The organism is Sphingomonas sp. TX0543, from assembly GCF_048565505.1.
Lineage (GTDB): Bacteria > Pseudomonadota > Alphaproteobacteria > Sphingomonadales > Sphingomonadaceae > Sphingomonas.
This window is the reverse complement of sequence record NZ_JBLZUS010000003.1, coordinates 110504-134600: the sequence shown is the minus strand read 5'-3', so window position 1 is coordinate 134600 and position 24097 is coordinate 110504. Positions and strand designations below refer to the sequence as shown.

The window sequence follows — 24097 nt, the reverse complement described above, 5'->3', positions numbered from 1 at the left end:
ACAGCACAACAGAGGCAAGGGCGCGCCTCACGGGGCCGTCTTGCGCATGTTGGAAAGGCCGACGGCCGCGATCCGCGCACCGGGTCCGTTGCCGTCGGCGAACTGCTCGAGCGCATATTCGACCGAGACGTTGCCGACGAGCCGGTCATAGGGCGGCACCTTCGTCTGGCACGAGAAGCCGGCGCACAGGTCGAAATCCGACGAGACCGCGACATAGGTCGGCACCGCCTGCACGTCGAAGGCCCGGAAGAGCCGCGGATCGATGCCGACATTGGCGAAATCGTCCTGCCGGTCGACGATCTTGCCGAGGCTGGTCGCGAACTCCTTCATCGAATTGTTGGGAAATCCGCGGAAGACGACCACACCGCCAGCCTTGGCGGTATCGGCGATCAGCTTCTTCAGCGACTGCGGCGGCATCGAGAGGCTGGCGAAGACGATGAGCTGGGGCGCCTCGCCCTTGCCCGCTGTCGCGTTCGAGGCAGCGCCGGCGACGATTTCATCGAAGTCGACGGGACCGGCAGGGCCCTTGGGCAGGTCGCTCTTCGCGACACGCTGCATGTTCGCCATTCCGGCGTCGCGAGACTGCGCCGCATCCTCGCGGAAGGCATCGCCCCGGTCCTTCACCTGGTTGACGAAGGCCTCGGCATCGGCCTGGAGATCGGCCGAGCGCTGCTTGATCGCCTGAATGTCGATCCCGTCGACGTTCTGCGCCAACAGCGCCGACATGCCGGCTATGGTGAGAATGGCGGCCGGGACCCAGAGATAGGTGCGCATCGTTCCTCCTAAAGGACGCAGCAGTTGCGCTTGCGCCAGACGAGGTAGCCCATGTCCTCGCCGCCGGCGGGATAGGCGCGGCCTGCGTCAGGCGGCATGGTGGATGCCCCGATCGCGGAGCAGGCGAAGCGGCCGCTCACGGTCGGGATCGGATTGACCATCTGGAAGCGGTATTGCTGCTTCCGCATGATCGGCATCAGGTACTTCTTGCACAGCCCGGCCGACCCCATCGTCCCCCAAGCCAGCGCCTCGCGGTGCATCTTGTAGGCAAAGCGCGACAGCGCGAGCCGCGAGGATTGGACGTGCCCGATCGAGGACGGCACGTTGCCGTTGAGCGGATACATGCTGCCCTGGCAGCCCACGCACCAGAACAGCGGGTCGAGCGGCAGATGGACGGTGCCCGCGATGCAGTCGCCAGCGCACGCGACCTGCGCGATCGGGTTGGCGAAGACGATCGCCTCCGGGTTGATCAGCGCCGTCAGCGAGTCATCCTGCCAGAGCGGATCGATCTCGGTCATATAGGCGATGTCGAAGCTGGCCTGCTCGAAGCAGACGAAGTCGGTCAGGATTTCCATCCAGTAGAGCAGCGGATAGACATACCAGTGGACGTGCCATTTGGCCGTACTCTGGGATCGGCCGCCGACCATGGAGGGGCCCGTCAGATAGCCCTGGCCGATGTCGAAGCCCGGCGCGATGCGCATGCCCCCAAGGTTCGGGAAACACCACGGCTTCATCGTCACGTCGGCGAGGCGGGCGGGCTCCCAGAAGCCGACGGCGATACCGATCCGCGGAATGGGGCTGCCGCACAGGCAAATGGGCGACGCCGGATTGGAGGTATCGGGCCGGCTGCTCGGCCAGATCTTGAGGCCGCCCACCGACAGCGGAAACAGGCAGGACCAGCAGACGTCGGTGATCGGATTGACGAATTTCCCGTGACAGGTCGGTCCAGCCGCCTCGGCGCTCGGCGCGAGGACGAAGGCGGCGATCAACATCACGAGCAGCCTCACAGCGGATCGAACGGCGCGCATCACTGATCCTCCCCGGCAGCGTCGAGAAAAGCGGTGTCCGCGCGGTGCTTGCGCGCGAGGTAAAGCGCGGTGGTCAGCAGCGCCGCGACGAGCAGCGCGGCAATCGCGCAGGGCGCCGCTCGGCCGACCAGATGCAGCAAGGGCTGCAGGGCCAGCACGCTGGCGCCCAGCAGCAGACAGAGGATCTGCCACGTCCGCCGCAAGCGCCGGAGATCGGCCGTCTCGGGCGCCGCCATCGGCGTGCGCAGCATGTCGAGCCACAGCGGCATCAACTCGGCCCCCCTGGCTTGAGGACGACCTCGGAGACCTTCATGACCTTGCCCGCCTGGGCAACGACCGCGGGCGTGTGCTCTATGCCGAAGCGCTCGGTGAGCTTGCCTTGCTGGTCGAAGTAGAAGCGCCGCTTCTTCGCCGTCATCTGCTCGACCGGCGAACCGGCAACGAAGATGATCTTGGCCTTAAGGTCGGAATAACGCGCCGTCGCCCAGGCCAGCTGTTCGGCATCGTCGCCGTCGATGAAGACCAGGTCCTGCCGGATGGAAACGAAATCGAGGGGGTTGATCCGCTGACCTTTGGCGGCAATCAGATTGCCCTTCTGGTCGCGGATGTCGCGCTCCATCGTCACCGAGGGATCGAAATCCCAGCTGCGGGCGGTGCGCGCGGGCGTGATACCCGACACGGGATCGGGCCGGCGCACCTTGGCCTCCACCCGCTTGGCGAACATCTCGTTGGTGCGCGCGAGCTCGCCGCTTGCCTCCGCGCGCTTGAGACGGTTCTCGATGGTCGACAGCAGATCCGGCTCGATCACCGGGAAGGCCTGCGCCGCCTGGCCATAGTCCTTGGCTTCCGACCGCATCGGCCCGATCACGACCAGCGCCCCGACGGCCGCCGCCAGCGCGAGACCGCCTGTGACAAGCATCCTCATAGGATGGGCTCCCCGGTTCCGATGACCTGGCGCGCGCAGACGAAGCCGATTTCGGCATAGCGGCTGTCAAAGCCATCCTTGTGCGGCGTTGCCGCGAAATAGCATCCCGGCGGCACGCGCCCGGTACTCCCCGGCGTCAGTGGCTCGCCAAACCGCGTGAACGGCTTCATCCGCGCGACCGACCGGCCATTGACGGCAATCTCGCGGCCCGCATGGCTGATGGTGTCGCCCGGCATCCCGTAAACGATCTTGCCGAACATCCGGGGTTTCGCACCGAAATGACGGCGCAGGAGCGCGCTCGGCGGTGGATCGAAGAACAGATAGTCGCCGCGCGCCGGCAGCTTGTGGCGCTGGATGAGGAAAGCCCAGTTCGGCAACGAGTCCGTCGTGTTGATCAGCAGGAGATGGTCGCTACTCCACTCGGCGATCGCGCTCAGGACGACACTGCCCACCACGAAGAGGCCGAAGAGCTGCCATAGCCGCACTCGTGGCCGCCAGGACGCGGCGGGCTCAGTGGCGGGCTTACTGGCCGCCGCTGCCATCGGGACCTCCAAAGGTCGATACCTGGGCCGCGGGCGGCGTGTATTGGGGAACAGATTGCTGCTGCACGGGAGGAGCCATGCCCTGCGCCGCCATCATCGGATCGATCGGCGCCGAAACCCCCGGCACCTGGCCCGGCATCTGGCCAGACATCTGGGGGCCAAGCTGCGGCGACGCGGCCGCCATCGCCTGGGCATTCAGCCGCTCGAGTTCCTCGGCCGATGCCTGCCGCGGCCGCGCCACCCCCGAGGCATAGACGGCGCTTTTCAGGCTGTCGGTGATGTCGGGCACGTTCTTGGTCAGCACGGCCTCGCCGACAAGAACGATCTGCCCGCTGGCACTGCGCCGCTGCAGCTCCTTGTCGAGCGACGCCATGAACCCCCGCATCTCGGCCTCGACCTGCGCTGGCGGCGACGTCGAACGCGCCTGCGCCTGCACATATTCACCGACGATCGACGACAATCGGGCCGAGACGATATGATCCTGCTTCGGCGTGACGAGCGTCTTGGTGACCCACATGCCCCAGACGACGGCGATGAGCAGGATCAGGCCGCCGAGGATCTGCATCCGGCTGAAACCGGCGAAGAATGTCCGTCTTGTCCGCGCCGGTGCCGGCGGCGAAGCCGGAGGCGCGGGAAGGTCGAGTTCGGGTTGCTCAGCCATTGCGGGGGTCTCCCTGCGATCGGGCCGGCGGCATGATCCTGTCTCGCCGCAGGACGATGAGCGCTGCGGAGAGGATGAGATGGGCCACGGCGAAGATGGTCTTGAACGAGGCCACGCGCGCCGAGGTGGCGATGACGTAGCGGGCGGTGAGGTTGTTGAGCTGATTCATGAGGCCGTCGAGCGAGAACCCCCCGATCGCGAGGAAGAACAGCGCGAACAGGCCCCAGGTCATGAGCAGGGTCGAGGCGAGGAAGCCTGCGAAATGCAGCCCGAAATGAAGCGCCGACCTCACATCGAAGACGGCCGCGCTCCGCGCAGCAATTCCCGTCTGCGTGCTTTTGGTCGCCATGATCTACTCCGCCGCCTGCGCGAGCTCGGCATCGCCATGCGAGGCCCATTTCTCGGGATTGTCGGGGAACGCGATCCGCTCGATCGCCTCGTCCATGCTGAGGCCCTGCGCGACGAGGCCCTCGATGGCGGCATAGACGGCGGGGCTGGACGAATAGACCGTGGACGAGAAGGGATCGAGCACCAGGCGGCCGACCGCTAGCGTCTCGGGCCCTTTGATCAGGATGTCCGAATATTCGCGGCCGTTGATCTTGAGCGAACGCAGCAGCGCGTCGGTATAATCATCCATCTCGAAGCGGTCGTGCTTCTTGAAATCCGCGATCGTCTCCGGTTTCTGCTGGAGGATCACGAACCAGTCGGAGTTCTCGAGCGCGGCAACAGAGCCGGCCGATTTGTAATAGTCGTTGAGCGACTGCGTCGCGGTGACCAGCGACGCGCCATATTTGCGGCAGGTGCGCGCATAGGTCTCGATGAAGTCGGCCATCGCGCCGCCGCGCAGCATCTGCCACGCCTCGTCCAGCAGCAGCGCCTTGGGGATCGAGCGATCGATCTTGCGCATCATCTGCTGCGACATGAACATGATCGCGGTGAGGACGACGCTTCTGAGTTCCTCGCGCGACGACAGGTCCGAGAGTTCGAACACCGTGAGCTGGGCCGACAACTCGAACGACACCTCGCCCTGGAAGAAGCGGCCATAGGTGCCGCCCGACGAGAAGGGCCGCATGGCGATGCCAAGGTCGCTCGCCTGGTGGTTGCCGGTCGCATCGAGCGCGGCGATCACATCGTCGATCGAGCCGCCCCTGCCCTTCTCCTCCCAGACCGCGTTGACTGCGCCGTCGATCAGGCCGCGCTCGGTATCGTTGAGGCGGTCGATATGCCGCGACATCTGGTTCACGATCGCTTTCAGCATCGCCATGCAGTCGAGGAGATAGTCCTCGTCCGTCTTCGCCAGCTCCTCGTCGATCATGCTGAACGGGTTGAGACAGAAGCCCGAGGACATGGTGAACTCGACGAAGGCGCCGCCCTGAAGCTTGGCCGAGTGCTCGAACGAACGGCCGTCGTCGATCACGACCACGCGCGCGCCGGCGCCGCAGAGCGAAGCGCACAGTTCCTGCAGCGTCACCGACTTGCCCGAACCGGACTTGCCGACCACCGCGACATTGTGATTGCCCGCCTTGTTCTCGAAGGGGCTCCAGAAATAGGGCTGGCCGCGCCGCCCGATCAGCATCAGGTGGGGCACGTGGCTGCCAAGAAATTCGCCTTGGATCGGCGCGAGATTGGCGGCCGTCGTGGTCAGCAGCGTGCGCATCCGCTTCATGCGCTCGAGGTCGCGCGCGAGGCCATTGGCCATCGTCATGGGCATCGCGCAGAGCAGACCCATGATCTGGAGATAGCGGTCGTCGAGCAGGTCCCAGCCCGCGGCCCGATAGACCGACTTCAGGACCCGCTCGTTGGCGTCGCCCTTGCCCTTCGGCGAGAAGGAGGTGACGCTGAAGAATACGCGCACGAGCTTGCGGCCCTGCCGGATCTCCTCGTTCACATAGCGCCATTCCTGGCTCTGGTCCCTGAGCTGGGGAAGGAAGCGAGATGACTTGGAGTCGGCGAGGCTCGTCGTCCGCATGAACTTGAAGCTGGCCTTGTTGCTCGCAGCCATCGGGTCGGGGAACTCGACGCAGAGATTGGTCGCGACCGGGCACGGCATCCTGAGCTTGTCGGTGAACATGTCGCCGATGAGCCGCGCGACATCCCAGGGCGCCCAGCGCGCCGGCAGGTTGCGGACCGAGAAGGAGCGCACGTCGAAGACGTCGGGCAGGATTTCGCCGATCTCCGGCGCTTCGTCGACCGTCTTGCCGGTCGGACGGAAACGCTCGGTCCTCAGCAACATGCGGTCGGGCTCGACGTGGAGCTCGACATCCCGCCGGACAGCCTGGTCGGCGATCGGGTCGAGCGGATTGTAGCTGACCACGTCCTCGCCCGCCGCGGTCGTGGGCGAGGTGATATCGTCGATCCAGGCGATGAGCGCCGGCGGGTCCATCTTCCGCGCCGAGACGTTGATCGACGCCAGCGCCGAGATCAGGCCGTCCATGACCGCCACGATCTCCTCGACCGTGACGCTCGAGCTCTCCGGCGTCGAATAGGAGATCGCGACGCGATGGTTGCGCAGCGAAAAAGGGGCATCGGCCGAGAGCGACTTCCAGACCCCGTCGGTCAGGAAATCGACCCGGTGCTTGGCCATCCGCTCGTAGACGCCGCGCGCCGAATAGCGCGGCAGATACCATTTCGAGAGGCGCTCGCCGATCCGGGGGCTCATCCATTGGTGAAACTGCAGGCAGCCCGGCGCCGGGATCGCCTCCGACAGGAATTGCGTGAGGATCTCGCCAGTCCGCTCATCGGCGCCGACGAGCGGTGCGGCTTCGATCACGAAGCCGCGCGACGCGCTGTTGTAGAAGATCCCGGTCTTCGGGTCGTAGCTGCGATACGGCAGCCAGTGCGCCAGCATCGGCACGCCAAGCTCCGGGCGCTCGGCATCCGGCCGCTTGGCATCGCCGAGAATGCCGGACAGCAGGCTTTCGAAGAAGCCGCCGGCCATCTCATTTGTCCTCCGGTACGGCCGCCGGGAAGTTCGCCACCTTCACCGTCGCGCCGATCGCCGCGGTCGCGGGCTGCGCGCCGGATTGCGCCGCGGCATCCCGCGCGCCCTTGGCCGCGCCGTTCGCGACCTCCTGGTAGCGGGGATCGGCCTTGACGCGTGCGACGGCGGCAGCGCCGGTTCCGTCCGACGGCCGTGCTGCCGAGACCGGCCCGGGCGCCGGTGACGCCTTCGCCTGGGGGCTGCCGCCCGTCGATGCCCCGGAGGGGGGTTGGAGCACCGGCGAGGCGGCAGCCGGCGGTGTGTGGCTCAAAGCCGCCGCCGTTCCCGGGCGGGATGCCGCTTGCGCCTTGGGAGTGAGGCGCGCCCTGACATCCGCCTTGATCGCGCTGACCGGATCCGGGGCAGGATCAGGCTTGCGCGCCCGCGCGGCTGCGACCGCCGCCGGATCCGGTGCATCGGGATCGGCAACCGCAAGCGCTTTCGCCGGGGGATCGACCCGGTCAACCGCGTCGGCGAGCGATTCGGTCACGCCCTGCGCGGCGGCGGACCGCCGCGCCGGCATGGCCGCCTCGACCAGGGCCTGTTGTTGCCACTCGCCGCGCGCCACCACCGCGTGGACCGCGCTTGCTTCATGAAGCCGGCCGCGCTCGTCGATATAGGGCTGAAAGACGATCCGCAGGACCTTCTCCTGGGTGCGCCCCGGATCGGCCGCTGCCAGGCGCGTCGGCTGGCTCACCTCTGCCCGGTTGATCCGGCCCCGAATCGGCTGCCGCACATTGCCCGTGGGCAAGGCATCACCCTCCGAGGGGTCCGAAGAGATGAGCGCAAGCGCCCGGTCGTCGATCGTCGAACTCGGTGCGCAAATCCCGTCGGGCGCCGCGCAGGAGAAGCTTCCCCGCACATTGCCGCCGAGGCTGGCGCAACTGCTGAGCGCAAGAAGACTGGTCATCCCGAGCGCGCCGGTAAGCCACAGGCGCCGCCGGCCGCTGCGTTGCGTCGCAGGCCACCGCGTCACGACTGTCCTCCCTTCAGCCAGTTCTCAAGGAAGGCCTTTGGGCGGAAGCCCTCGATGACCGCGCCGTCGCCGCGAACGATCACCGGCGTGCCGCTAAGACCATGGCGGTGGGCGAAGGCCTCGTTGGCATCGAGACCCGAAGTGTCGCAGGCCGGGCCCGCCTTCAGATCCTCGCCGGCATAGGCCGCGTGGAGGGCGGCTTCGCGATTCTTCGCGCAATAGACGCGGTCGGCGACGTCGCGGCTCCCGAGTACCGAGATCGGCCGTTCGACGACGCGCACGTTCATGTCCTTCAGCACGCTCGTGAGCGCCCGGCAGTAGCCGCAGCGAAAGTCGGTGAAGATCGTGACCGTCTGGCCCGACGGATTGCCCCAGACGATCGCGCCTTCACGCGGCAGCTCGGCCAGCGAGAGCTTCTGCGGCACCTCGGGGCGCGCGAGCTTCTCGCCGCGCCCCGGCGTCACGGCCGCGAGTTGGGCGGTGTCGTCATCTCCCCCGGCATTGGCGGTCGCATTGGCCTTGGCGGCAGCGCCCACCAGCATGTCGGGGTTCATCTCGAGCAGCCGCGCAGCGGTGATGTCCTGCCTGGTCTGCATGTCGTAGACGCGGCCGATGACGAGGAAGCGCGCGCCGGTATCGACGTAGAACAGGTTGGCGCCCGCCGTGATCTCGCACAGGCCGCTGATCTTGCCGCAGTCGATAGCGGTGACCGGCGTCTTGGGCAGCCGTGTCTTCAGGAGAAGCCGGACCCGGTCTTCCGGGCTGTTGGTGTCGGCCGCAAGCGCGATGCCGGCGACGCTGAGACCAAGCAGCGTGGTGATGACAAGGCGCGACGGGCGCGCCAGCGAACGGATGCGGTCAATTGCGGACATAAACACCCTCCAGGAAAACGATTTCGACGTCGATGCCCGTCGGCATCTCGATCACCGGCTGGTACTGCTCGGCGCGCTCGATCAGATATTTCGAGACCATGTCGCCGGTCTGGGCGACGCCTTCGCCGAAGCCGCCTTCGAGGATGTCACCGGTCGAAAGCTTCTGGCGCTGGCCGTTGGTGGTGATGTTGGTGCCCTGGAAAACCGACTGGGCGTTGGCGGAGAAGCCGCGGCCGAATCCGCCGGCCAGGCCTGCGAGGAAAGCCTGTGTCACGAGCGATCCCTCGCGCGAGACGACACGGCCGCGCACGCCGGTCTTGCCGCCGAAGGCGATGAAGCCCTTGACCTCCGATACGGCGTATCGGCCTCCCGGCTGCGGGCAGGTCATCTTCTGGAGCTTGACGTAGACCTTCTCGCTCGAGAGATCGCCGCGCGCCGCGCCGTTGATGAGGCAACCCTCGATCTTCGTCGTGAGCAGCCGGCCATTCTGATAGACCGAGCGCGCCGGACCCGTCACGCGCAGCACCACCGGCAAGGGATCGCTCTGGTTGGTAACCCCGGCGCTCGCGTCCACCCCGACGATGACCTTGGCGCGCGCGAAGCTGTTGGGCGGAAGATAGTTGACGCTGTCGGTGTAGACCGTGTTGCCCTTGGCGACACGGGTAGCGGTGCCACCGTCGGCCGCGGTGAAGTTGACGAGCTTGACCTCGGCGGGCGCGGCCACCGGAGCCGCCCCCTGCGCACCGCCTTGCCCATCGGGGCGCTGATAGGCCTGCGGTCCATAGGGGCCGTACATCGCGGCGGGTCCGGGCGTCGGCGCTGGCGCCGTCCGGCGATCGGCTACCTGGCGGCGAAGCTGCTCGTTCTCGGCCTGATAGGCCGATAGCACGCGCTGACCGTCAGCCTGCATCGCCTGGTTCTGGCCCTTCAGCGCCTCGACCTGCGCGGTCAACATTTCGAGGCGATGATTCTGCCCGTCGATCGACTTGAGCTGGTTCTCGGTCGACTGAAAGCGGTTCTCCGAAAGCGCCATCCACTCCTGCTGGGAGAGGTTGCGATTGACGAGATCCTTGGTCGAGACGTTGACCTCGCTGACGCCGTCGTCGGCCAGCTTGGACTTGTCGCTATCGCCTCCGAAGATCCAGAAGGAGGATATGACGAGCCCCACGCCCGCGGCTCCGGCCAGCAGCAGGCGCTGGCGGCGGCGGACCGCATCGTTGCCGCCAAGGTCTCCCGAGACGGGCGAGACACCCTCTTCGGTACCTCCGTCGAGCGGGCGGCGCTTGCGGTTCAGGAAGTCGGAAAGAGCCATGGCCTCACCTTCCAGTCTGAGAGAATGGGCCGGTCTGCGAGCCGGAGGCGTTCTGCGAGACGAGATAGGCCGTCGTGACCTTGCCCGGCGCGAGCTTGGTGTCGGCGATCGAGACGGCGAGCGCGCTCGACGGCGCGACCATGCCGGTTGTGAGCTCGATGCTCTGGTCGCCCTTGTTCTCGATCCGCAGCACCTTGCCGGTCAGTTCGGACCCGCGATATTCGGCGATCATCTGGACCTTGAGCGTGCCCACATAGACCGGCCGCAAGGCGCGCTGGCGCATCTCGTAGCCGTCCGCGACGGCGTTGGAGTACATCGCCTGGACAAGCTCGACCGCCGCATCCTGCGGGCCAAGCTGATTGGCGGGACCGTTTTCCGCGGCCTTCTCGCTCGCGATCGCCGGGTTCGAGACGAACACCTGGGCGGCCTGGTCGCCGCTGATGCGGCAGACGAACTTGTAGACATAGCCGCGCTTGCTCGTCGCGAAGAAGGAGAGCGCGGGTCGGCCGAAACCATCGGGCACGGAGAGGTAGATGTCCCCGCGGACAGGTTCGTTGACAACCGAGAAGTCATCCTGTGGATTGCCGGTCGAGATCTTGGAGACGCTCGCGAACTCATCCTCGACGAGGCTGATGCGGGTCAGGTCCTTGGCCGACGCGGTGCAATCGACCTGGGCGCTGTCGCTCGCCATGATCGTCTGATCGGCGAAGGCGGGCTCGGCGATCAGGAAGACCGCGAGAGCGACAAGACCAGCGCCGATGAACCGGCTTGCGTGGCAATAGACACGGCTGAGGAAGGCAGTGCCGAGCGCGGCACTCCCGATGGCATAGACCGGCATCATGAATCGCTCCCCCTTTGATCCTTTGCGGGGCCGGTCGTCACCATTCCGAACCCGACCAGCTTCAGCGACAGGCCGGAATATTCCCAGTCGTAGCGGAAGGTGCGGTTCTCGCTGGAGATGACCTTGTTGCCGACGATCGTGTGAAGCTCGCCGGTCACCTCCGAGCGGAGGCTCTTGGTGTCGATCTCCATCTTCTGGATGGTGAAGAACTGCGAGATCGAGGAACCGCGCTGCTCGCTGACGATCTTGAGCAGGTCGGCCTTGATCTTGCCCTGCGTGCGCGGGCTCGAAATATCGAGCACCGCATTCATCCAATAGTCGAGGTTCTGCGGGCTGCGATCGAGCGTCAGCACGACCGTGTCGCGCGTGATCATCTCGAGATATTCGCGGCTCACGCCCGCCGAACTGATCGTCAGCGGAGACCGCAGCACCGGCTGGAGCACGACCTCGCGATCGCGCGACAGGCTGACCGTGAACAGCAGCAGGGTGAGAGCGCCCAGCGCGGCCGCGGCGACGGCCAGGATGTTGCGCTGGCGCAGGATCCGCTGGCTGTTCGTATGGCTGTATGAAAGGTCCATATCACCCCGCCATCAATCGAAGATATGAGGGTGGCGTGGCTCTCAGACCGGTGAAGCCGGCCGGAAGATGCCAATAGGCCAGGTGAAGCAGCCAGGACGTCGCCCGGCCTGCCTTAGCTTTTCTGAGACCCCACCAGCCCGCACCCGAAAGAAGCATGCCGATGAGGATGTGCTGAGACAGGATCCCCCAGACGAATGGGATAACCATCGCCAGGAACTCATCCAGCGTCCACAGCCCGATCAGCTCGGGATCGTCGAGATGAGTTGGAATGACGTACTTGTCTGCGGCCATTGCACCACCCCCTCCTGGATCTGCGTGGGACTGCTATCCCGCGCAGACCTCGGATCGGTTCAGATCGTCGCGGTCACGGTCGAGGTGACGATCGGGATGCCGGTGCCGGCGCCCACGCCGACGCCGACGGGAATGGCGATCTGGCCCATCGAGAACCGGCCCGAGGCGAGCGCCACGATGCCGCCGGCCAGGCTGAGCACGGTGATGATCTTGCCGCCCGAACCCTCGAGGAAGTCGGTGAACTTGGTGAGCGCCGTGTTGAAGGTCGTGTCGGCGCCGGCGAACGCGGGCCCCGCGAAGAAGAGGAATGCGAACAGGAGTACGGCGAGGGCGAGGATCGCCAGCTCCGCGTGTCCGCTCTTTTTGAACACAGACTGCATGTGGATTTCCTTCGATTGGAGACGCGACGAACCGCGCCCAAGCAAAGGGTGGCCAATCGGCGAGCGGCCGGGCAACCGGACGTCGATCCGACCGTTTACGAATCGTAAGTATTTTTGTTCGGGATTGGCGTCCGAGCGGTTTTGCGGGGCGCAGCGTCCCGCTTTTCGGGCAGCCCCCCCATTTATGGGGCACAGTGCCCCCATGCCGGGATAGCTTGCCTCAGAATTGCGAAGCGAGTTCAACCGCTATAGATTCGCTTGGCGGGACTCGCGAGCTGTTAACCATTATCATTTCATAAAGCTTCCGCAGCGCCCGACGATTGCCGGGCACTTTCGAAAAAAAGGCTGATCAGGACGTGGGCAGAATGAGCGCGGACTCCCGGGGTTATACGCTCGACATCTCCGAGCACCTCTTCCGCCTGACCACGGAAAGCCTTCGGCTTCGCTCAAACGAGACCAAGTCTTACCAGACGCTCGAAAGCCTTCTTCACGCCCGCACGGCAAGTATCTCGCGCATCCAGGGCCGCGACATGTCCACGCTCAAAGAGCATCTGGTCGCGATTCCCACCGAGGGAGACATCCGCATAGAACTTCAGATTTCGGAGACCAGCGCCGACTGCCTGGACCAGGTCAAGGAGCTCCTCAGCAAAGAATTCGAAGCCAGTCTTACCGTCGGCGATGCTCTCTCGGTCCTGCTCTTCGACTATGTCGTCGAGCAGAAGGCGGCCCGGGTCCTCGAGAAGCTCGATCTCGACCGGTTGATCCCCGAAAGAATCGAAATTCCGCCGAGCAGTCCGCGCCATTAACTGAGTTTCTGGCGGGTCTCAGTGAGTTAGATGCCGCTCACTTTGGCCCCAACCACGCTTGCAAATGAAGATTCTGTCATGTTTCCTCCATGTACCAAAAAGGTGGGGAGGGGATCTGCATGTCGGAAGCCTCGGAATCGCTGGTTATCGGGACGATCGATCCAGACTATATTCGCCTGATTCGTGACATGATGGCCGCGAACGACACGCCGCATCGTTCGCTCGCAGAGAAGACCGGCATCAGCAAATCGCGGCTCGGCCGGATCCTTCACAAGAACCCTCGAAAACGGCTCCACATGACGGTGGAAGAGCTTGAGGGAATTCTCTCGGCGCTGGGGACCAATATCCTCAAGGCCTTTCTGCGCACCGAAGCCCTCCAGGGACTCGATCCCTCCGATCACGCCCGTTACGGCAGCGTCATCAATCTCGTCGGCGAGATCGTCGAGAATCTCGGCCGGGAACTGATCAACGCCCTGGAGGAAATGGGCGGGCTCGATGGCACCGAGCCGCAGCCCCACTGGGTCGGCATTCTTCGGAAAGGCTGGATCGAGGACATCTCCAAGGCGGTCGCCTTCGTCATGGGACGCCGCACGGTGATCAGCGCGCGCGATGAGCTCTGGCGCTGACAGGCCAGCCGCACGCGGCTCGGGCGCGCGGCTCGCGAACCCGATGCGCGCCCCGTCAGAACGTCGAGACGGCCGCGCTTCGCCCGAGCGGGCGACGGTCGGCGCTGAGCGCCTGAGGAGCGCGCGGAACGATCGTGGCCTGCCGGTAAACCCCGCTCAGCCGCGACCAGTTCTGAAGCACGTTGTCGACATAGGCCTGCGTTTCGGCGATCTGAGGCACCGTGCCGTTGCGAACCCGCCCGGGCCCCGCATTGTAGGCGGCCAGCGCCAGGTGATAGTGGCCGAAACGGTCGAGCTGCTGGCGAAGATATTTCGCGCCCCCACGCAGATTCTCCTCCACGCTGTAGCGGTTGACGCCAAGCGCCACCGCCGTGCCGGGCATCAGCTGGGTCAGGCCGAACGCACTTTTCGGCGAGAACGCATCGGGCCGGTAGCGACTTTCCCGGATGATCATCGCGTCGAACAGTCCCACCGGAATGCCGTACTGACAGGCGATGTTGCTCATCATGCCATAGTAGCTCGCGCGCCGCATCTCGGCGTCGGACGCAAGGAAGCCGGCCGGTCGGTAGGCCGGCGTATAGCAGCCCGGCACATAGCTGTAGGCCGCGGATGCGAACAACGGCCCGCCGCGCATCCAGAGCGGAACCGGAATGGGCGAAGCCGGGGGGACGGCGAGAGCGGCGGGATAGACGTCAGCCTGCGCCACACCGACATGCGCGAACGGATCCCCGTCCTCAGCAGCCGCCTCGACCGCATTTCCATCCGCGAAGCTATTGGCCATCTGGAACTCGACCCAGCGACGGCTGAGGTCATGGACCTTGAAGTCGGGGCCCGCAGGCATGGCGTCGGTCGTGGCGCGATCGGCGGGCGGTGCGGGCTGAGCCGGCCCGGCAGCACCGGCTTTTGCCGGCGTTCCCATGGCGATGAGCTCAACGCTCCGCGCGGGCCGCGCGGCTTTGGGCGCAGCCTCGGTTTCAGCGGAACAGGCGAGGCTCGCCACCGCCACGCCCAGGAGAAACACACGCATCAAGACCTCCCCTTTTGCCAATTGAGGAAAGGGAAGATCACCGCACGCCGGCTTGTCAATCCGTCGGCGGCCGGCCGAATCGACGCTCGCCGGGCGTCAGCGACGGCAAAATGTGGCTGATCGCGCGCCATAGCGATGGCCGAGGCGCGGGCCGCATCCCCCTGCCCGCCCCCGTGCGCGACGCCCTCGTCAGATGGTATGTGGGCAAGGGCTCGCGCCATGACGAGGAAGCCGGGATCATGCTCGTCCAGCAGGCCCGGATCGGCGAGAAATGGATCGCCTGCGATTGCCTTGCCCCAGAAGACGCCCCGCCGATCCTCACCCCGGCGTTCCTGTCGGAAGCGGAAACCTACTATCTGCGGCGGCTCACCAGCACCAACCGGCCCGAACATCTGCCCAATTGCCCCTTCTTTCGCGACCAGGCGACGAACCGGGTCACCGAGGTGCGCACGCCGGAGAGCCCTGCCGATCCCCCTGCGGGCTATTTCGAGGTGCTCCGGCCCGCGCCCGAGAAGCTGGCACAGAGACCCGAAGAGGAAAGCAGCGACGACCGGACCCGCCAGGCCTCGGTGCCACGCCTCGCGCGCCTTCTCTGGCGCCTCATTCACATCGCTGGGCTCAATCGCACGGTGCCGCTGTCACACGAGGCGCCGGACCATGCGATCGGCGACGAGTTCCGGTCGCTCGCCATGGCGGCCGAGCGGGTCGAGATCGCGCCAGGCGTGGAACTTGGCCGCGCCTTCTGGACCCATGCCCAGGCCCTCCACAGCAAGCGGGTCTATGCGAGCCTGCGCGAGCTCTCGCGGCGCTGGCCTCGAGGCCACGCCCCGCAGGCCTTCCTCGCCCTGTTCGCCCAGGAGTTTCGCGGATCGACGATCAAGGTCGCCGGCTGCGATCCGGTCGTGCTCGCCAACCGCGTGCAATCGCCGTCGGTGCGCGGCAACACGATCAAGGGCCCCTATCTCGTTCTCGTCGTCGCCGGCGAATATCCCGAGGCGCATGGCTATGCCCCGCTTCGAGGCTATGCCCAGCCCATCTTCTCGGGGAGACGCTTCATTCCGGTGGACTCCGAGTTCGAGCGGGCGGTCCTGCGCAAGCTGCTCCAGCTGCGCCGGGACTTCGATCGTCACGAGATCGACCTGGTTCTGGAAAAGCCCGTGTTCGACACGCTGACCGAGATCGGCTCATGCCGACCGGATTTCCTCCTCGAGGCACGATCGCGCAGCACCGGCGAAATCCGGCAGGTCGTTGTCGAAGCAATGGGCTCGACCGACGAGGCCTATCTTGCAGCCAAGGCCGTCACGCATCCGCGCATGGAACAGATCGCGCCACTCCTCCTGTTATCACCTTCCGACGTCGAGAAGGACCGGGTCGCAAGCCTTGTCGCAGGTTCCTTCGGCCTCTGAACGGACCGATGGTACGGGAATCCAGTGGGTGGGCTCGTACAGACGCATCAATTCGTCGCTCCACCACCCGCCGGGGGCCTCGCCCTCCGCGTCCACCGCGACGCAGAGCATGGCGGAGAGCACGAGCCCGTCGCTCAGGACACCGCCGATGATCCGCTTATGCGACGGAGGGCGGGACATCGCCGTCCAGGCGCAACCTTCCTCCGTTGAAATCGGCATTCGGCGACCTCCCCTCTTGTCATTGCCCGACGCAGCCGAGTAGCTCCTACTCCATCTCTTCCGTATTGGGGTTGTTACTTAAGGTGGCTATTTAACAAATATTTACATGTTCGCCGGCTTTACTGTCGCCTGCTTTACAGGCGATGGGCGATTGGTTCTCTCCGGAGGCCCGCATGCCCAATTTCATCTTGAAGTCCGCGCGCGAGACGGACTGGCCAGCGATGATCGCGATCCATCGCCGGGCGCGCAGATCCGAGCTGGGTCTGGCCGAGGACGCATCGATTCCAGCGGGCCTTCCCGATCTGGAAGCGACATTACCCGGTTTCGACGGCTTCATCTGGCTCGCTCAGGGCATGAACCAGCTCTTCGGGTTTGTCGCCGTTCGCGGCAAGGAAATCGTCTGGCTCTATGTCGATCCCGACTATCACCGCGCGGGCGTCGGCGGGGCGCTGCTGCGTTTCGCGATAACGAAATGCGGGCGCGGCGTTCATGCAACGATGATCGCGGGTAACGCGCCGGCGCTCGCCCTATACCGGTCGCTTGGCTTCAACCTGGTGAGCAGCGAAACGGTCATCGTGCCGGGATTTTTCGCGCCCAAGTCGAGTTGGCGCCTCGAATGTCACGATCTTCGCGAGGCGCTCGCAGCTGAGAGAAATCGCTAGCTCAACCCCACCGCAGGGAGGCCGCGAACAGACCGACGATACCAAGGGTGACGGGCATCGACGTCAGATAGAGCTTCTGCCACCGCCACCAGGTCCTGGGGATGAAGAGCGCCACGGACCTGAATGAGCGGATCGTCAGCCAGGGGCGCTCCTGATAGATTTCGTAAGCCGCCGTCGCCCAAGCCAATGCGAAGGCGATTGCGCAGCAAAGGCCAGTGGCGACGTAGAGCGCGAGCCAATTAGCAAGTTCGATCTGCGTAAGCTGTTGCATAGCGTCCCGACATATAGCCGATATTTACCAATAAATCCTCAATTCCCAGCCCGTTCCACAAGGCCGCGTGCCCAGCCCTAGCCTCTCTCCCTATTGCCTGACTGTGACGGTGCCGGTCATTCCCGGATGAAATTTGCAGTAGAAGGCGAACGCACCGGCCTTGCGCAGCACCATCGTCCGCGACACACCCGCGGGCAGGTCCACATCGAAGCTCCTGTCCCGCGCGGTCGCGCTATGGCGGAACAGATCGCGATTCTCCCAGCGCACCACGTCACCGACCTTGATGTCGCCGGGCACGGTCCCAAAGTGCATCTGTTCGATCACGACAACATGAGTCCTGGGGGGAGGCCCATTGCCCGGCAGCAGCAGCGCAAGCGCTGCAACCGCCGGAAGGCTGGCAAGAGCCAGTCTCATGTGAGGCTCATTGCCAGGTGCTCGGCGTGCGCCTGGTGTTCGCTGAACAGGGTCAGTCCGGTTTGCAGCAGTGACTTCAACTCTCCGTTCTGCGCAGATGGAATGAGCGTGTCGCGCAGCGCGCCGTTCACGGTCCGGTGGTAGGCGACCTCGTTCGCGACATAGGCCCGGTCGAATGCCGCCCCGTTCAAATGCGAGAGTTCGGCATGCTTCGTCTCCGCCGCGGCCGACAAGGCCGTGCTGGTCGGGTTCGCCTCAGGCGTCACTCCGAGCCGCTTGACGAGCGCGAGAGCCTGCTCGTTGACCGCGGCATGATCGCGGACCATCTCCTGCGCGAAGGCGCGCACCGTGCGGTTGTGCGATTTGGCGAGCGCCTGGCGGCCGGCGGCCACGTCGATTTCACCGGCGGTGTAGGCGATGTGCGCGATTTGCGCGTCGTTGGGCCCTCCGCCTTGCTGGGATGCAGCGGCGGCCGCCGTGACGAGCAGCGCTGCAAATCCCATGGTCGCGATCATCCTCTTCATGTCATTCTCCTCTATGGTATCGAGCGATGGCTTTGATGCCGAACGGGAGAAACGGTTCCCGGGAACCGAAACGGCGTATCGGCATCCAATGCTCTGGCCCACCCGATCGGGCGACGCCGGAAAATGGAACCGAAACGGATGAATCAGCTCGCCGAGCGCTATGAGGATCTGCAGGACACGATGCTGGCGGCGCGGATCGCGGCGCACGATCAAAAGGCCGTGCGGATCGTCGTCGAGCGTTGCAACCAGCGCCTGTTCCGCACCGCCTGGAGTATCCTCAAGGATCGGACCGAGGCGGAAGACATCGTCCAAAGCACCTACCTGCACGCATTCACGGCCATCGCTGGGTTCGAAGGCCGTTCGTCACTCGCAACCTGGCTCACGCGCATCGCCATCAACGAAGCCCTGCAACGCCGGCGCAGCCTCGATCGCCGCACAGCGCGGCTCGCCGCGGCGGGCGTGGCCGATCTCCAACAGCATCGAAATCAGATCATGCAGGAACCCGCATATTCGAGCACACCCGACGTCGAGCTTGGTCGTGCGCTGATCAAGGCCGTGCTCGAGACCGCCATTGCCGAGCTCCCCGAGGATTTCCGCATGGTTTTCCTGCTCTGCGAGGTCGAAGGTCTCTCGACCGAGGAAGCCGCCGCCATCCTCGATATTCCCCGTGCGACGGTGAAGACCCGCAATTTCCGGGCGCGGCGCCGCCTCCGTGCCTCGCTCGCGCCAGAATTGCGCTCGGCCCTTGTCGGCACCTTTCCGTTTGCCGGCAACGACTGTGCAGCGATGACCGAGCGCGTCATCGCGCAATGGTGCCCGCAGCCAAGCCCGCCGGGACCCGCTGCCGCATAAAATCCGCTCCCTGCAGTCGCCTAAAGCGCGCTCGGCTTCCGGCGCCTGATATTAGTGCGAGCGAGTCGCAATAAGCGGCTTGGCACGCCCCCGTGCAGGCGATAGACATCTTACGATGGGGCACAGTCTCACAAGTGACGCATGTGTGGCGGGCAAGCGGTTTTCTATTCCGGACACTGACGCTGAGAGCAGGGGAAAGAACCGGGCTAGAATGGACATGATTTTTGATCCATTATGGATGTTGTTTCATATAGTAATCACTATCGAGGCGCACGAAGCCTTCTGAAATCCGAGGTCCGTACCAATACTTATTGAGCGAAGGGCGGAAGTATAACCTACGAAATCCACTTCCAGCGCCAATTATCTTAGCCCTTCAACGGACGACCGGATGCACGCCACAGTTCTCGTAATCCTATGCGAAGGTCACAAATCGCTCACTGTCTGCGGCGACGAGGCACAGGCTTGGAGCGAGCTCATCGCCTTCGTCGATAGCCAGTGGACGGCACGTTTCGGTCCGGCCCTGCCGCCGCACGACGAAGCCCAGCGCGTCCGCTCCTTCTTCCGCGCGGATGAGCATTATCTCCTCGCGTCAACGGATCTCAGCAAGATGGCCGAAAGGATGAACGAAGGAGCACCCGCCAAGGACTGGTTCGAGACGCTGCGCTTGCATTGACGCCAAACAAACGACATCCTCAACGCGGGGGAGCGGGCGGCATCATCCATGTTCGAATGCCTCATTCTCGGCGACAGCATCGGCGTCGGCACCGCGCAGGCGATCAACGCACGCTATGCGCGCCAATGCGAAGTGCAGGCCGTCGAGCGCGCCACCGCCGAGCAGATCCTCGGCTGGCGTCGCCCGCCCAAAAGCTTTGGCGCCGCGATCTTCGCGATGGGGTCGAATGATACCGCGGGGACTGCACTCGCCAGGAAGCTCCTCAGCATCCGTGCCAGCGTGCGAACGCGCCGCGTGATCTGGCTTCTGCCCTATGCCCGCCAGCAGGCCTATGTCGTCAGTTCGGTAGCCGCCACGTTCGGCGATGAAACCCTCGATCTGGCGCGGTTCCCGTCCCGGGATCGGATACACCCCGCAAGCTACGGCGACGTCGCGCGAACCTTGCTTCGATAGCAGTCGGCGGCAGCGAGGTTTCCGGCTTCCCGGCCCACGCGATAACCAGTTCCGTAACAATATCTTTGCCGGATTCCGGGCCTGTGTTAGGTCGATGCCGCGCTGCGTAGTGGCGGCGCCGGGACTGGTAATCCCGCACGGTGCGATGGCCCCGCAAACCTCGGTTTGCCGGGGTGCCTGCGCGTATGTCCAGGCCCCCCGGGGCTAAAGGCGTAGGCGCATGTCACCGTGCATGTTACCAGCCCCGGCTCCCGCGCCAAGCGCGGGGGCATCGGGTTTCCGTTCAGAACCGGCCCTTCATGGAGGCCGCACTGGGCATGAAGACGGACCGCGAGACGCAACGCAGGCTGGTTGGGATCATCAAGCGCCTCGACGAGGCCCTGGAACTGCTCGATCAGATGGATCGCGGCGACGGCGACGGCGCCGCATTCATTCAACGGGCCGTCAACCGCGCCAAGCGCGAGCTCAGGTCCAATTTCGGGCGCTACGCCGCCCCGCTTCCCTCGCAACGGTCAAGAGCGCCCGGTGCGAGGAGTTCGAGACGGCCATCGCGCGGACCTCGAGTCCTGATCGACCGGGGCGATCTCGCCTGATCAATTCAGAAGCGACGGCAGGCCCTTGGCCGCAAGGCGCACCATGAACGCCGTCATGATCTCCTGACCCTTTGCTGTGAGCCGAACATAGGTCTGTCGTTGATCGCGCCGATCCTTCTCGCGCTCGAGCAAGCCTCGCTCGACAAGCTTGCGCGCCCAGCGCCGCCCGGTGCTTGGCGGAACACCCGCCATGGACGCAACGCTGGTGAGCTGGACGCGATCGCCACGATCGAGCGCCGCATAGAGATCGAGAAGGATGTCCCAGGCGGGATCGGAGAACAGGTCGCCCCCGATGACCTCCTCCCTTAGCCGCCGGGCCATCACCGCCCAGGCGGCAAACTGTGCTCCCGGAAGGGCGCGGCGCGACATATCGCCGACCGCCGTCGGCGCGCTGGGCCACTCGCCTTCCGCAGGCGCCTCTTCGTCCGCCGCGGATCGCACATTGCCAAGTGGCCTGTCCTCCGGCGAACTCATTGGGACGACGCCGGCGCGTTGCCGGCCGCGCTGCGCAGCGACCCTTGCGATACCGGGCGCTGGGCGGACCGGTCGAGCGGCCCTGGTCTGTCCCAATCGCCCTCCGGCCGGATCAGCGTGTAGGGATCGCTCCCGATCGCGAGCCGGTCATCGCTCGCACCCAGGCTTGCCTCCAGTTCGACATATTCGACATCGGAGAAGGCGAAAGTCGGACGGTCCGCCACTGGCCTGAAGCCGAACATTCCCCAAAATCGCGTGAGGTCGCTGCGCGAATGACCATAGGCACGCTCGTAACCCTTGCGCCGGCAGTAGCCGATCGCCTCGCGGACGAGACGGAACGACAGCCTGGACGTGCGAAATTCATGCCGCACGGCCAAGCGCTCGATCTTGACGAAATCCGCGAAGTAGCGGACGCGGAGACAGCCGGCCGGTTCGCCATCGATCTCGCCGAGAAAGTGCGTCGCGCAAAAATCGTTGCCGTCGAACTCCTCATCGAACGGACAGTCCTGCTCCGCCATGTATGTGGCGGCCCGGATCGAGAAACATTTCAGCAGGTCTTCCATCGTCCGTGCTACCCGCACCGTCATGGTCGCGGCCGCGCGAATGGGCCGATCGCTTTCGAACGCGGGAAAGCCCGACCGCGGTGAGAGCGCCAGCAGGTCTTCCGGAGCGGACGGATAGACATGGCGGGCGGTCACGAAGCCCATGGCGGGAAACAGCCGCGCCGTGTGGCCGGTAACGCCGCGCGTGAAGAGCGGGCACCCTTCAGGAGCGAGCCTTCCCAACAGGGGAGCCAAGGCGCGCAGCGCCGGTGTGAGGGCGCCCGGCGCGAAGATCAGCCAGATGTAGATGGCGCACGGCGGCTCGTCCGCGCGGCAGACCATCGCAAGGTCTGGCTCGGCGCCTCGGAACCGTCCGTTCACCAATGTCTCGGCCCCGCTCCGATTGAGGGGAAGGTAGGCGAGGAAAACCGGGCGCTCGGCCGACACCGCATCGCCTTCGACGAGATGGAAGATTTCCGGGTTGTGCGCGATGGCGGCCGCGGCCACCTCGTCCGGCACGAGCCCGCCCAGGTGCGTTCGCGCGACGCCAAGCGCCGCAAGCGCTTCCTCTGTCTTCGCCGGACGGGTCGTCGCCGGGCTGATGCCGGCGCGCGCGCAGAGTTTCAGCACGCGATCGGAGAAGGCCATCGTCTGATAACCGTCGATCGCCGCAGCCTGGATATTCGTCTGGTACATACATCCCCCTTCGCAACTGGAAGGGTTCTCGAATTAGAGCCGCGAGCCGCCTGTGAGGCGAGTCCATCCCGCACCGGGGCCGGTTCATTTTTGATACAACCCAAACCCGCCTCGCCGGATCTGGGAGCATGTGCCGCGCCGGTCGCGCGACGTCCGCTATTCGGAAAATCCCGGACTTTCCGTGAGGCTCGCAAGCAATGTAAAATCATCCGGATCGGCCGAAATTATAGTTGCTTTCGGCAGACGAAATGGACTCTCTTGCAGCGCATTCTGCTGTGATCCGGTCTGGAGGGGAGAGCGGTTTGCCTAAGTCCAAGAAAGCACCGAGCCGAATAAAGAGCCCGGTTATCGCGGCGAAAGTTGACGCGCGCCGATCATCAGCCCGCTCTTCAAGCGGCGGCAAGTCGTTTCATGAAAAGCTGGGCAGTCTCGACTGGACAGAACTGGAATTATTCCTCGACGTGGTCGAAGCCGGGAGCCTGCGGTCCGGCGCCGTCAGGACCGGACATGCCGTCGGTACGATCCGAAGGCGGCTGCAGCGGATCGAAGACAAGCTCGGCGAGATCATCGCGCGGCGCGAACCGGCCGGATTGCAGCTTTCGCCGGTGGGCGAGAAGCTTCTGCGTATCGCGCGCGAAATGCGCCTCTCGCGGCAAAGCTCGCAATCCGGGGAGGTGCCGGCCGAGGCGCGGGAGCGCATTCGGATCGCCGTAACTGAGGGCCTTGGAACCTACTGGCTGATGCCGCGCCTGGTTGAATTCCAGCGCGCCAATCCAGGCTTGGATGTCGACCTGCACTGCGACATGCGGCGCAGCGATGTGGCCGGCGGCGAATCCGACATCGCGGTCCAACTCGAGCCGCCCGCGGACGGAACCGCGACCATCCGCACCATAGGCTGCCTCCATCTCATGCTGTTCGCCGCCGAAAGCTATCTGCAGTCCGCCGGCGTCCCGACGTCGGTCGATGAATGGCCGAACCATCGGCTCGTCTGGCAGGAAGCCGATCAGGTGGCGACCCATCTTCTGCCGTTCTTCATCGGAACGTCGGACGCGGCCGGCCTGATCGGTATCCGGACCAACAGCAGTTCCGCCCACTTCCGCGCGATCGCGACCGGCGGCGGTATCGGCATCCTGCCGACCTATGCACGGGCCATCAGTCGCCGCGTTCGTCCGCTCGACCTTCCGGTTCGCTTGCGCCGTGAGATTCTCTGCGTCGTCAATCCAGCCCGGGCCAGCTCGCCGGGCGTCCAGCTGGCCCTCACCTGGCTCGGGAGCTGTTTCGCCGGCGACATCTATCCCTGGTTCCGGGACGAATTCGTACACCCGAAAGATTTCGAGAGAGAGATCTCCATGCGCAGCGTAATGGGCCTGTTCGAGGGGTTCATCGACGGCATGGATGCCGAAGACGACGACTGAACGGCTTTGCCTACCCGGCCTCGGCGGCGCTGACCGCCGTATCCAGGTGAACGCCCTTGCAAAGCGCCACCAGTTCCTTCGCCGTTGCGGGCTCGCGCCGATCCATCGCCGCGCCGGCCGCATCCTTGAGGGCGCTCATCACCGCGCGCACCTGGTTGGCATTGATGGCGTCGGAGTGAAAGAGACCCCGAACAACCGCCCGGATGGCAAGCTCTGTGCCGCTGTCCATCTGCATTCTCCTTATGAAGCCTCAGCGCCTTGACCGGGTCTATAGCGCCGACCC

Annotated in this window: 31 protein-coding genes; 9 read left to right on the top strand and 22 right to left on the bottom strand. The window is 65.1% G+C overall.

The window, feature by feature from the left end:
- Nucleotides 1-27 precede the first annotated feature (27 nt).
- From trbC to ACM61V_RS18300, 15 genes are all read right to left on the bottom strand, one after another.
- On the bottom strand, nt 28-774 hold the full coding sequence (trbC, locus tag ACM61V_RS18370; RefSeq protein ID WP_419714395.1) for a type-F conjugative transfer system pilin assembly protein TrbC: 747 nt from the start codon (nt 772-774) through the stop codon (nt 28-30).
- 8 nt (nt 775-782) lie between these two features.
- Nucleotides 783-1802, bottom strand: coding sequence for a conjugal transfer pilus assembly protein TraU (gene traU, locus ACM61V_RS18365; RefSeq protein WP_107395418.1), 1020 nt, complete (start codon nt 1800-1802; stop codon nt 783-785).
- Complete coding sequence (locus ACM61V_RS18360) at nt 1802-2071, bottom strand: hypothetical protein (protein ID WP_107395417.1); 270 nt, start codon at nt 2069-2071, stop codon at nt 1802-1804. Before ACM61V_RS18360 ends, traU begins: the two co-directional genes overlap by 1 nt.
- Nucleotides 2071-2727: a type-F conjugative transfer system protein TraW gene (traW, locus tag ACM61V_RS18355; RefSeq protein WP_107395416.1), complete on the bottom strand. Its 657-nt coding sequence runs from the start codon at nt 2725-2727 to the stop codon at nt 2071-2073. The genes ACM61V_RS18360 and traW overlap by 1 nt, the downstream gene beginning before the upstream one ends.
- Nucleotides 2724-3269 (bottom strand): S26 family signal peptidase, encoded by a 546-nt coding sequence (locus ACM61V_RS18350; RefSeq protein ID WP_419714394.1) that lies wholly within the window; start codon nt 3267-3269, stop codon nt 2724-2726. Before ACM61V_RS18350 ends, traW begins: the two co-directional genes overlap by 4 nt.
- Nucleotides 3250-3930, bottom strand: coding sequence for a type-F conjugative transfer system protein TrbI (locus ACM61V_RS18345; protein ID WP_419714393.1), 681 nt, complete (start codon nt 3928-3930; stop codon nt 3250-3252). Before ACM61V_RS18345 ends, ACM61V_RS18350 begins: the two co-directional genes overlap by 20 nt.
- Nucleotides 3923-4279, bottom strand: coding sequence for a hypothetical protein (locus ACM61V_RS18340; protein WP_419714392.1), 357 nt, complete (start codon nt 4277-4279; stop codon nt 3923-3925). Before ACM61V_RS18340 ends, ACM61V_RS18345 begins: the two co-directional genes overlap by 8 nt.
- Nucleotides 4280-4282: 3 nt before the next feature.
- Nucleotides 4283-6868, bottom strand: coding sequence for a type IV secretion system protein TraC (gene traC, locus ACM61V_RS18335; protein WP_419714391.1), 2586 nt, complete (start codon nt 6866-6868; stop codon nt 4283-4285).
- A gap of 1 nt (nt 6869) precedes the next feature.
- Entirely contained in the window at nt 6870-7820 is a 951-nt protein-coding gene (locus ACM61V_RS18330; RefSeq protein WP_419714576.1) for a TraV family lipoprotein, read from the bottom strand.
- A 62-nt stretch (nt 7821-7882) separates the two neighbouring features.
- A complete protein-coding gene (locus tag ACM61V_RS18325; RefSeq protein ID WP_419714390.1) occupies nt 7883-8758 on the bottom strand; it encodes a DsbC family protein in 876 nt (291 codons plus the stop codon).
- Nucleotides 8745-10070 carry a TraB/VirB10 family protein gene (locus ACM61V_RS18320; RefSeq protein ID WP_419714389.1) on the bottom strand — a complete coding sequence of 442 codons (1326 nt, stop codon included), beginning with the start codon at nt 10068-10070 and terminating at the stop codon, nt 8745-8747. Before ACM61V_RS18320 ends, ACM61V_RS18325 begins: the two co-directional genes overlap by 14 nt.
- Before the next feature lie 4 nt (nt 10071-10074).
- Nucleotides 10075-10911 (bottom strand): type-F conjugative transfer system secretin TraK, encoded by an 837-nt coding sequence (locus ACM61V_RS18315; protein ID WP_419714388.1) that lies wholly within the window; start codon nt 10909-10911, stop codon nt 10075-10077.
- Nucleotides 10908-11489 (bottom strand): type IV conjugative transfer system protein TraE, encoded by a 582-nt coding sequence (locus ACM61V_RS18310; RefSeq protein WP_419714387.1) that lies wholly within the window; start codon nt 11487-11489, stop codon nt 10908-10910. The genes ACM61V_RS18315 and ACM61V_RS18310 overlap by 4 nt, the downstream gene beginning before the upstream one ends.
- Nucleotide 11490: 1 nt before the next feature.
- Complete coding sequence (traL, locus tag ACM61V_RS18305) at nt 11491-11781, bottom strand: type IV conjugative transfer system protein TraL (protein ID WP_017184781.1); 291 nt, start codon at nt 11779-11781, stop codon at nt 11491-11493.
- Nucleotides 11782-11840: 59 nt separating this feature from the next.
- Nucleotides 11841-12161, bottom strand: a complete 321-nt coding sequence (locus ACM61V_RS18300) for a TrbC/VirB2 family protein (protein ID WP_419714386.1) — start codon at nt 12159-12161, stop codon at nt 11841-11843.
- Nucleotides 12162-12526: 365 nt separating this feature from the next.
- On the opposite strand from ACM61V_RS18300, the gene ACM61V_RS18295 reads away from it, so the two are divergent.
- Nucleotides 12527-12967 carry a hypothetical protein gene (locus ACM61V_RS18295; RefSeq protein ID WP_419714385.1) on the top strand — a complete coding sequence of 147 codons (441 nt, stop codon included), beginning with the start codon at nt 12527-12529 and terminating at the stop codon, nt 12965-12967.
- A gap of 191 nt (nt 12968-13158) precedes the next feature.
- A complete protein-coding gene (locus ACM61V_RS18290) occupies nt 13159-13593 on the top strand; it encodes an XRE family transcriptional regulator (RefSeq protein WP_419714384.1) in 435 nt (144 codons plus the stop codon).
- Nucleotides 13594-13648: 55 nt separating this feature from the next.
- Here ACM61V_RS18290 and ACM61V_RS18285 read toward each other — a convergent pair whose 3' ends face one another.
- Complete coding sequence (locus tag ACM61V_RS18285) at nt 13649-14620, bottom strand: lytic transglycosylase domain-containing protein (protein ID WP_419714383.1); 972 nt, start codon at nt 14618-14620, stop codon at nt 13649-13651.
- 110 nt (nt 14621-14730) lie between these two features.
- On the opposite strand from ACM61V_RS18285, the gene ACM61V_RS18280 reads away from it, so the two are divergent.
- Together ACM61V_RS18280 and ACM61V_RS18275 are read left to right on the top strand one after the other, a co-directional pair.
- Complete coding sequence (locus ACM61V_RS18280) at nt 14731-16026, top strand: hypothetical protein (protein ID WP_419714382.1); 1296 nt, start codon at nt 14731-14733, stop codon at nt 16024-16026.
- 392 nt (nt 16027-16418) lie between these two features.
- Entirely contained in the window at nt 16419-16907 is a 489-nt protein-coding gene (locus ACM61V_RS18275; RefSeq protein WP_419714381.1) for an N-acetyltransferase family protein, read from the top strand.
- Between the two features lies 1 nt (nt 16908).
- Here the strand turns inward: ACM61V_RS18275 and ACM61V_RS18270 are convergent, their stop codons facing one another.
- The 3 genes from ACM61V_RS18270 to ACM61V_RS18260 form a co-directional block, all read right to left on the bottom strand.
- Entirely contained in the window at nt 16909-17178 is a 270-nt protein-coding gene (locus ACM61V_RS18270; protein WP_419714380.1) for a hypothetical protein, read from the bottom strand.
- 90 nt (nt 17179-17268) lie between these two features.
- Nucleotides 17269-17592, bottom strand: a complete 324-nt coding sequence (locus ACM61V_RS18265) for a hypothetical protein (RefSeq protein WP_419714379.1) — start codon at nt 17590-17592, stop codon at nt 17269-17271.
- A complete protein-coding gene (locus tag ACM61V_RS18260; RefSeq protein WP_419714378.1) occupies nt 17589-18323 on the bottom strand; it encodes a DUF4142 domain-containing protein in 735 nt (244 codons plus the stop codon). The genes ACM61V_RS18265 and ACM61V_RS18260 overlap by 4 nt, the downstream gene beginning before the upstream one ends.
- Between ACM61V_RS18260 and ACM61V_RS18255 the strand changes: the two genes are divergently transcribed.
- The 4 genes from ACM61V_RS18255 to ACM61V_RS18240 all read left to right on the top strand — a co-directional run bounded on the left by ACM61V_RS18255 (nt 18297) and on the right by ACM61V_RS18240 (nt 20687).
- Nucleotides 18297-18968 (top strand): RNA polymerase sigma factor, encoded by a 672-nt coding sequence (locus ACM61V_RS18255; RefSeq protein WP_419714377.1) that lies wholly within the window; start codon nt 18297-18299, stop codon nt 18966-18968. The two genes, ACM61V_RS18260 and ACM61V_RS18255, sit on opposite strands and share 27 nt — an antisense overlap.
- 388 nt (nt 18969-19356) lie before the next feature.
- Nucleotides 19357-19641, top strand: a complete 285-nt coding sequence (locus ACM61V_RS18250) for a hypothetical protein (protein ID WP_419714376.1) — start codon at nt 19357-19359, stop codon at nt 19639-19641.
- 48 nt (nt 19642-19689) lie between these two features.
- Nucleotides 19690-20094 carry a hypothetical protein gene (locus tag ACM61V_RS18245; RefSeq protein WP_419714375.1) on the top strand — a complete coding sequence of 135 codons (405 nt, stop codon included), beginning with the start codon at nt 19690-19692 and terminating at the stop codon, nt 20092-20094.
- Between the two features lie 317 nt (nt 20095-20411).
- Nucleotides 20412-20687 (top strand): hypothetical protein, encoded by a 276-nt coding sequence (locus ACM61V_RS18240; RefSeq protein WP_146163438.1) that lies wholly within the window; start codon nt 20412-20414, stop codon nt 20685-20687.
- Here ACM61V_RS18240 and ACM61V_RS18235 read toward each other — a convergent pair whose 3' ends face one another.
- On the bottom strand, nt 20688-21161 hold the full coding sequence (locus ACM61V_RS18235; RefSeq protein WP_419714374.1) for a winged helix DNA-binding protein: 474 nt from the start codon (nt 21159-21161) through the stop codon (nt 20688-20690).
- Nucleotides 21158-22399: a GNAT family N-acetyltransferase gene (locus tag ACM61V_RS18230; protein ID WP_419714373.1), complete on the bottom strand. Its 1242-nt coding sequence runs from the start codon at nt 22397-22399 to the stop codon at nt 21158-21160. Before ACM61V_RS18230 ends, ACM61V_RS18235 begins: the two co-directional genes overlap by 4 nt.
- Nucleotides 22400-22629: 230 nt before the next feature.
- Between ACM61V_RS18230 and ACM61V_RS18225 the strand changes: the two genes are divergently transcribed.
- Complete coding sequence (locus tag ACM61V_RS18225) at nt 22630-23814, top strand: LysR family transcriptional regulator (RefSeq protein WP_419714372.1); 1185 nt, start codon at nt 22630-22632, stop codon at nt 23812-23814.
- Between the two features lie 10 nt (nt 23815-23824).
- Here the strand turns inward: ACM61V_RS18225 and ACM61V_RS18220 are convergent, their stop codons facing one another.
- Nucleotides 23825-24043: a hypothetical protein gene (locus ACM61V_RS18220; RefSeq protein ID WP_146163437.1), complete on the bottom strand. Its 219-nt coding sequence runs from the start codon at nt 24041-24043 to the stop codon at nt 23825-23827.
- Between the last annotated feature and the right edge of the window lie 54 nt (nt 24044-24097).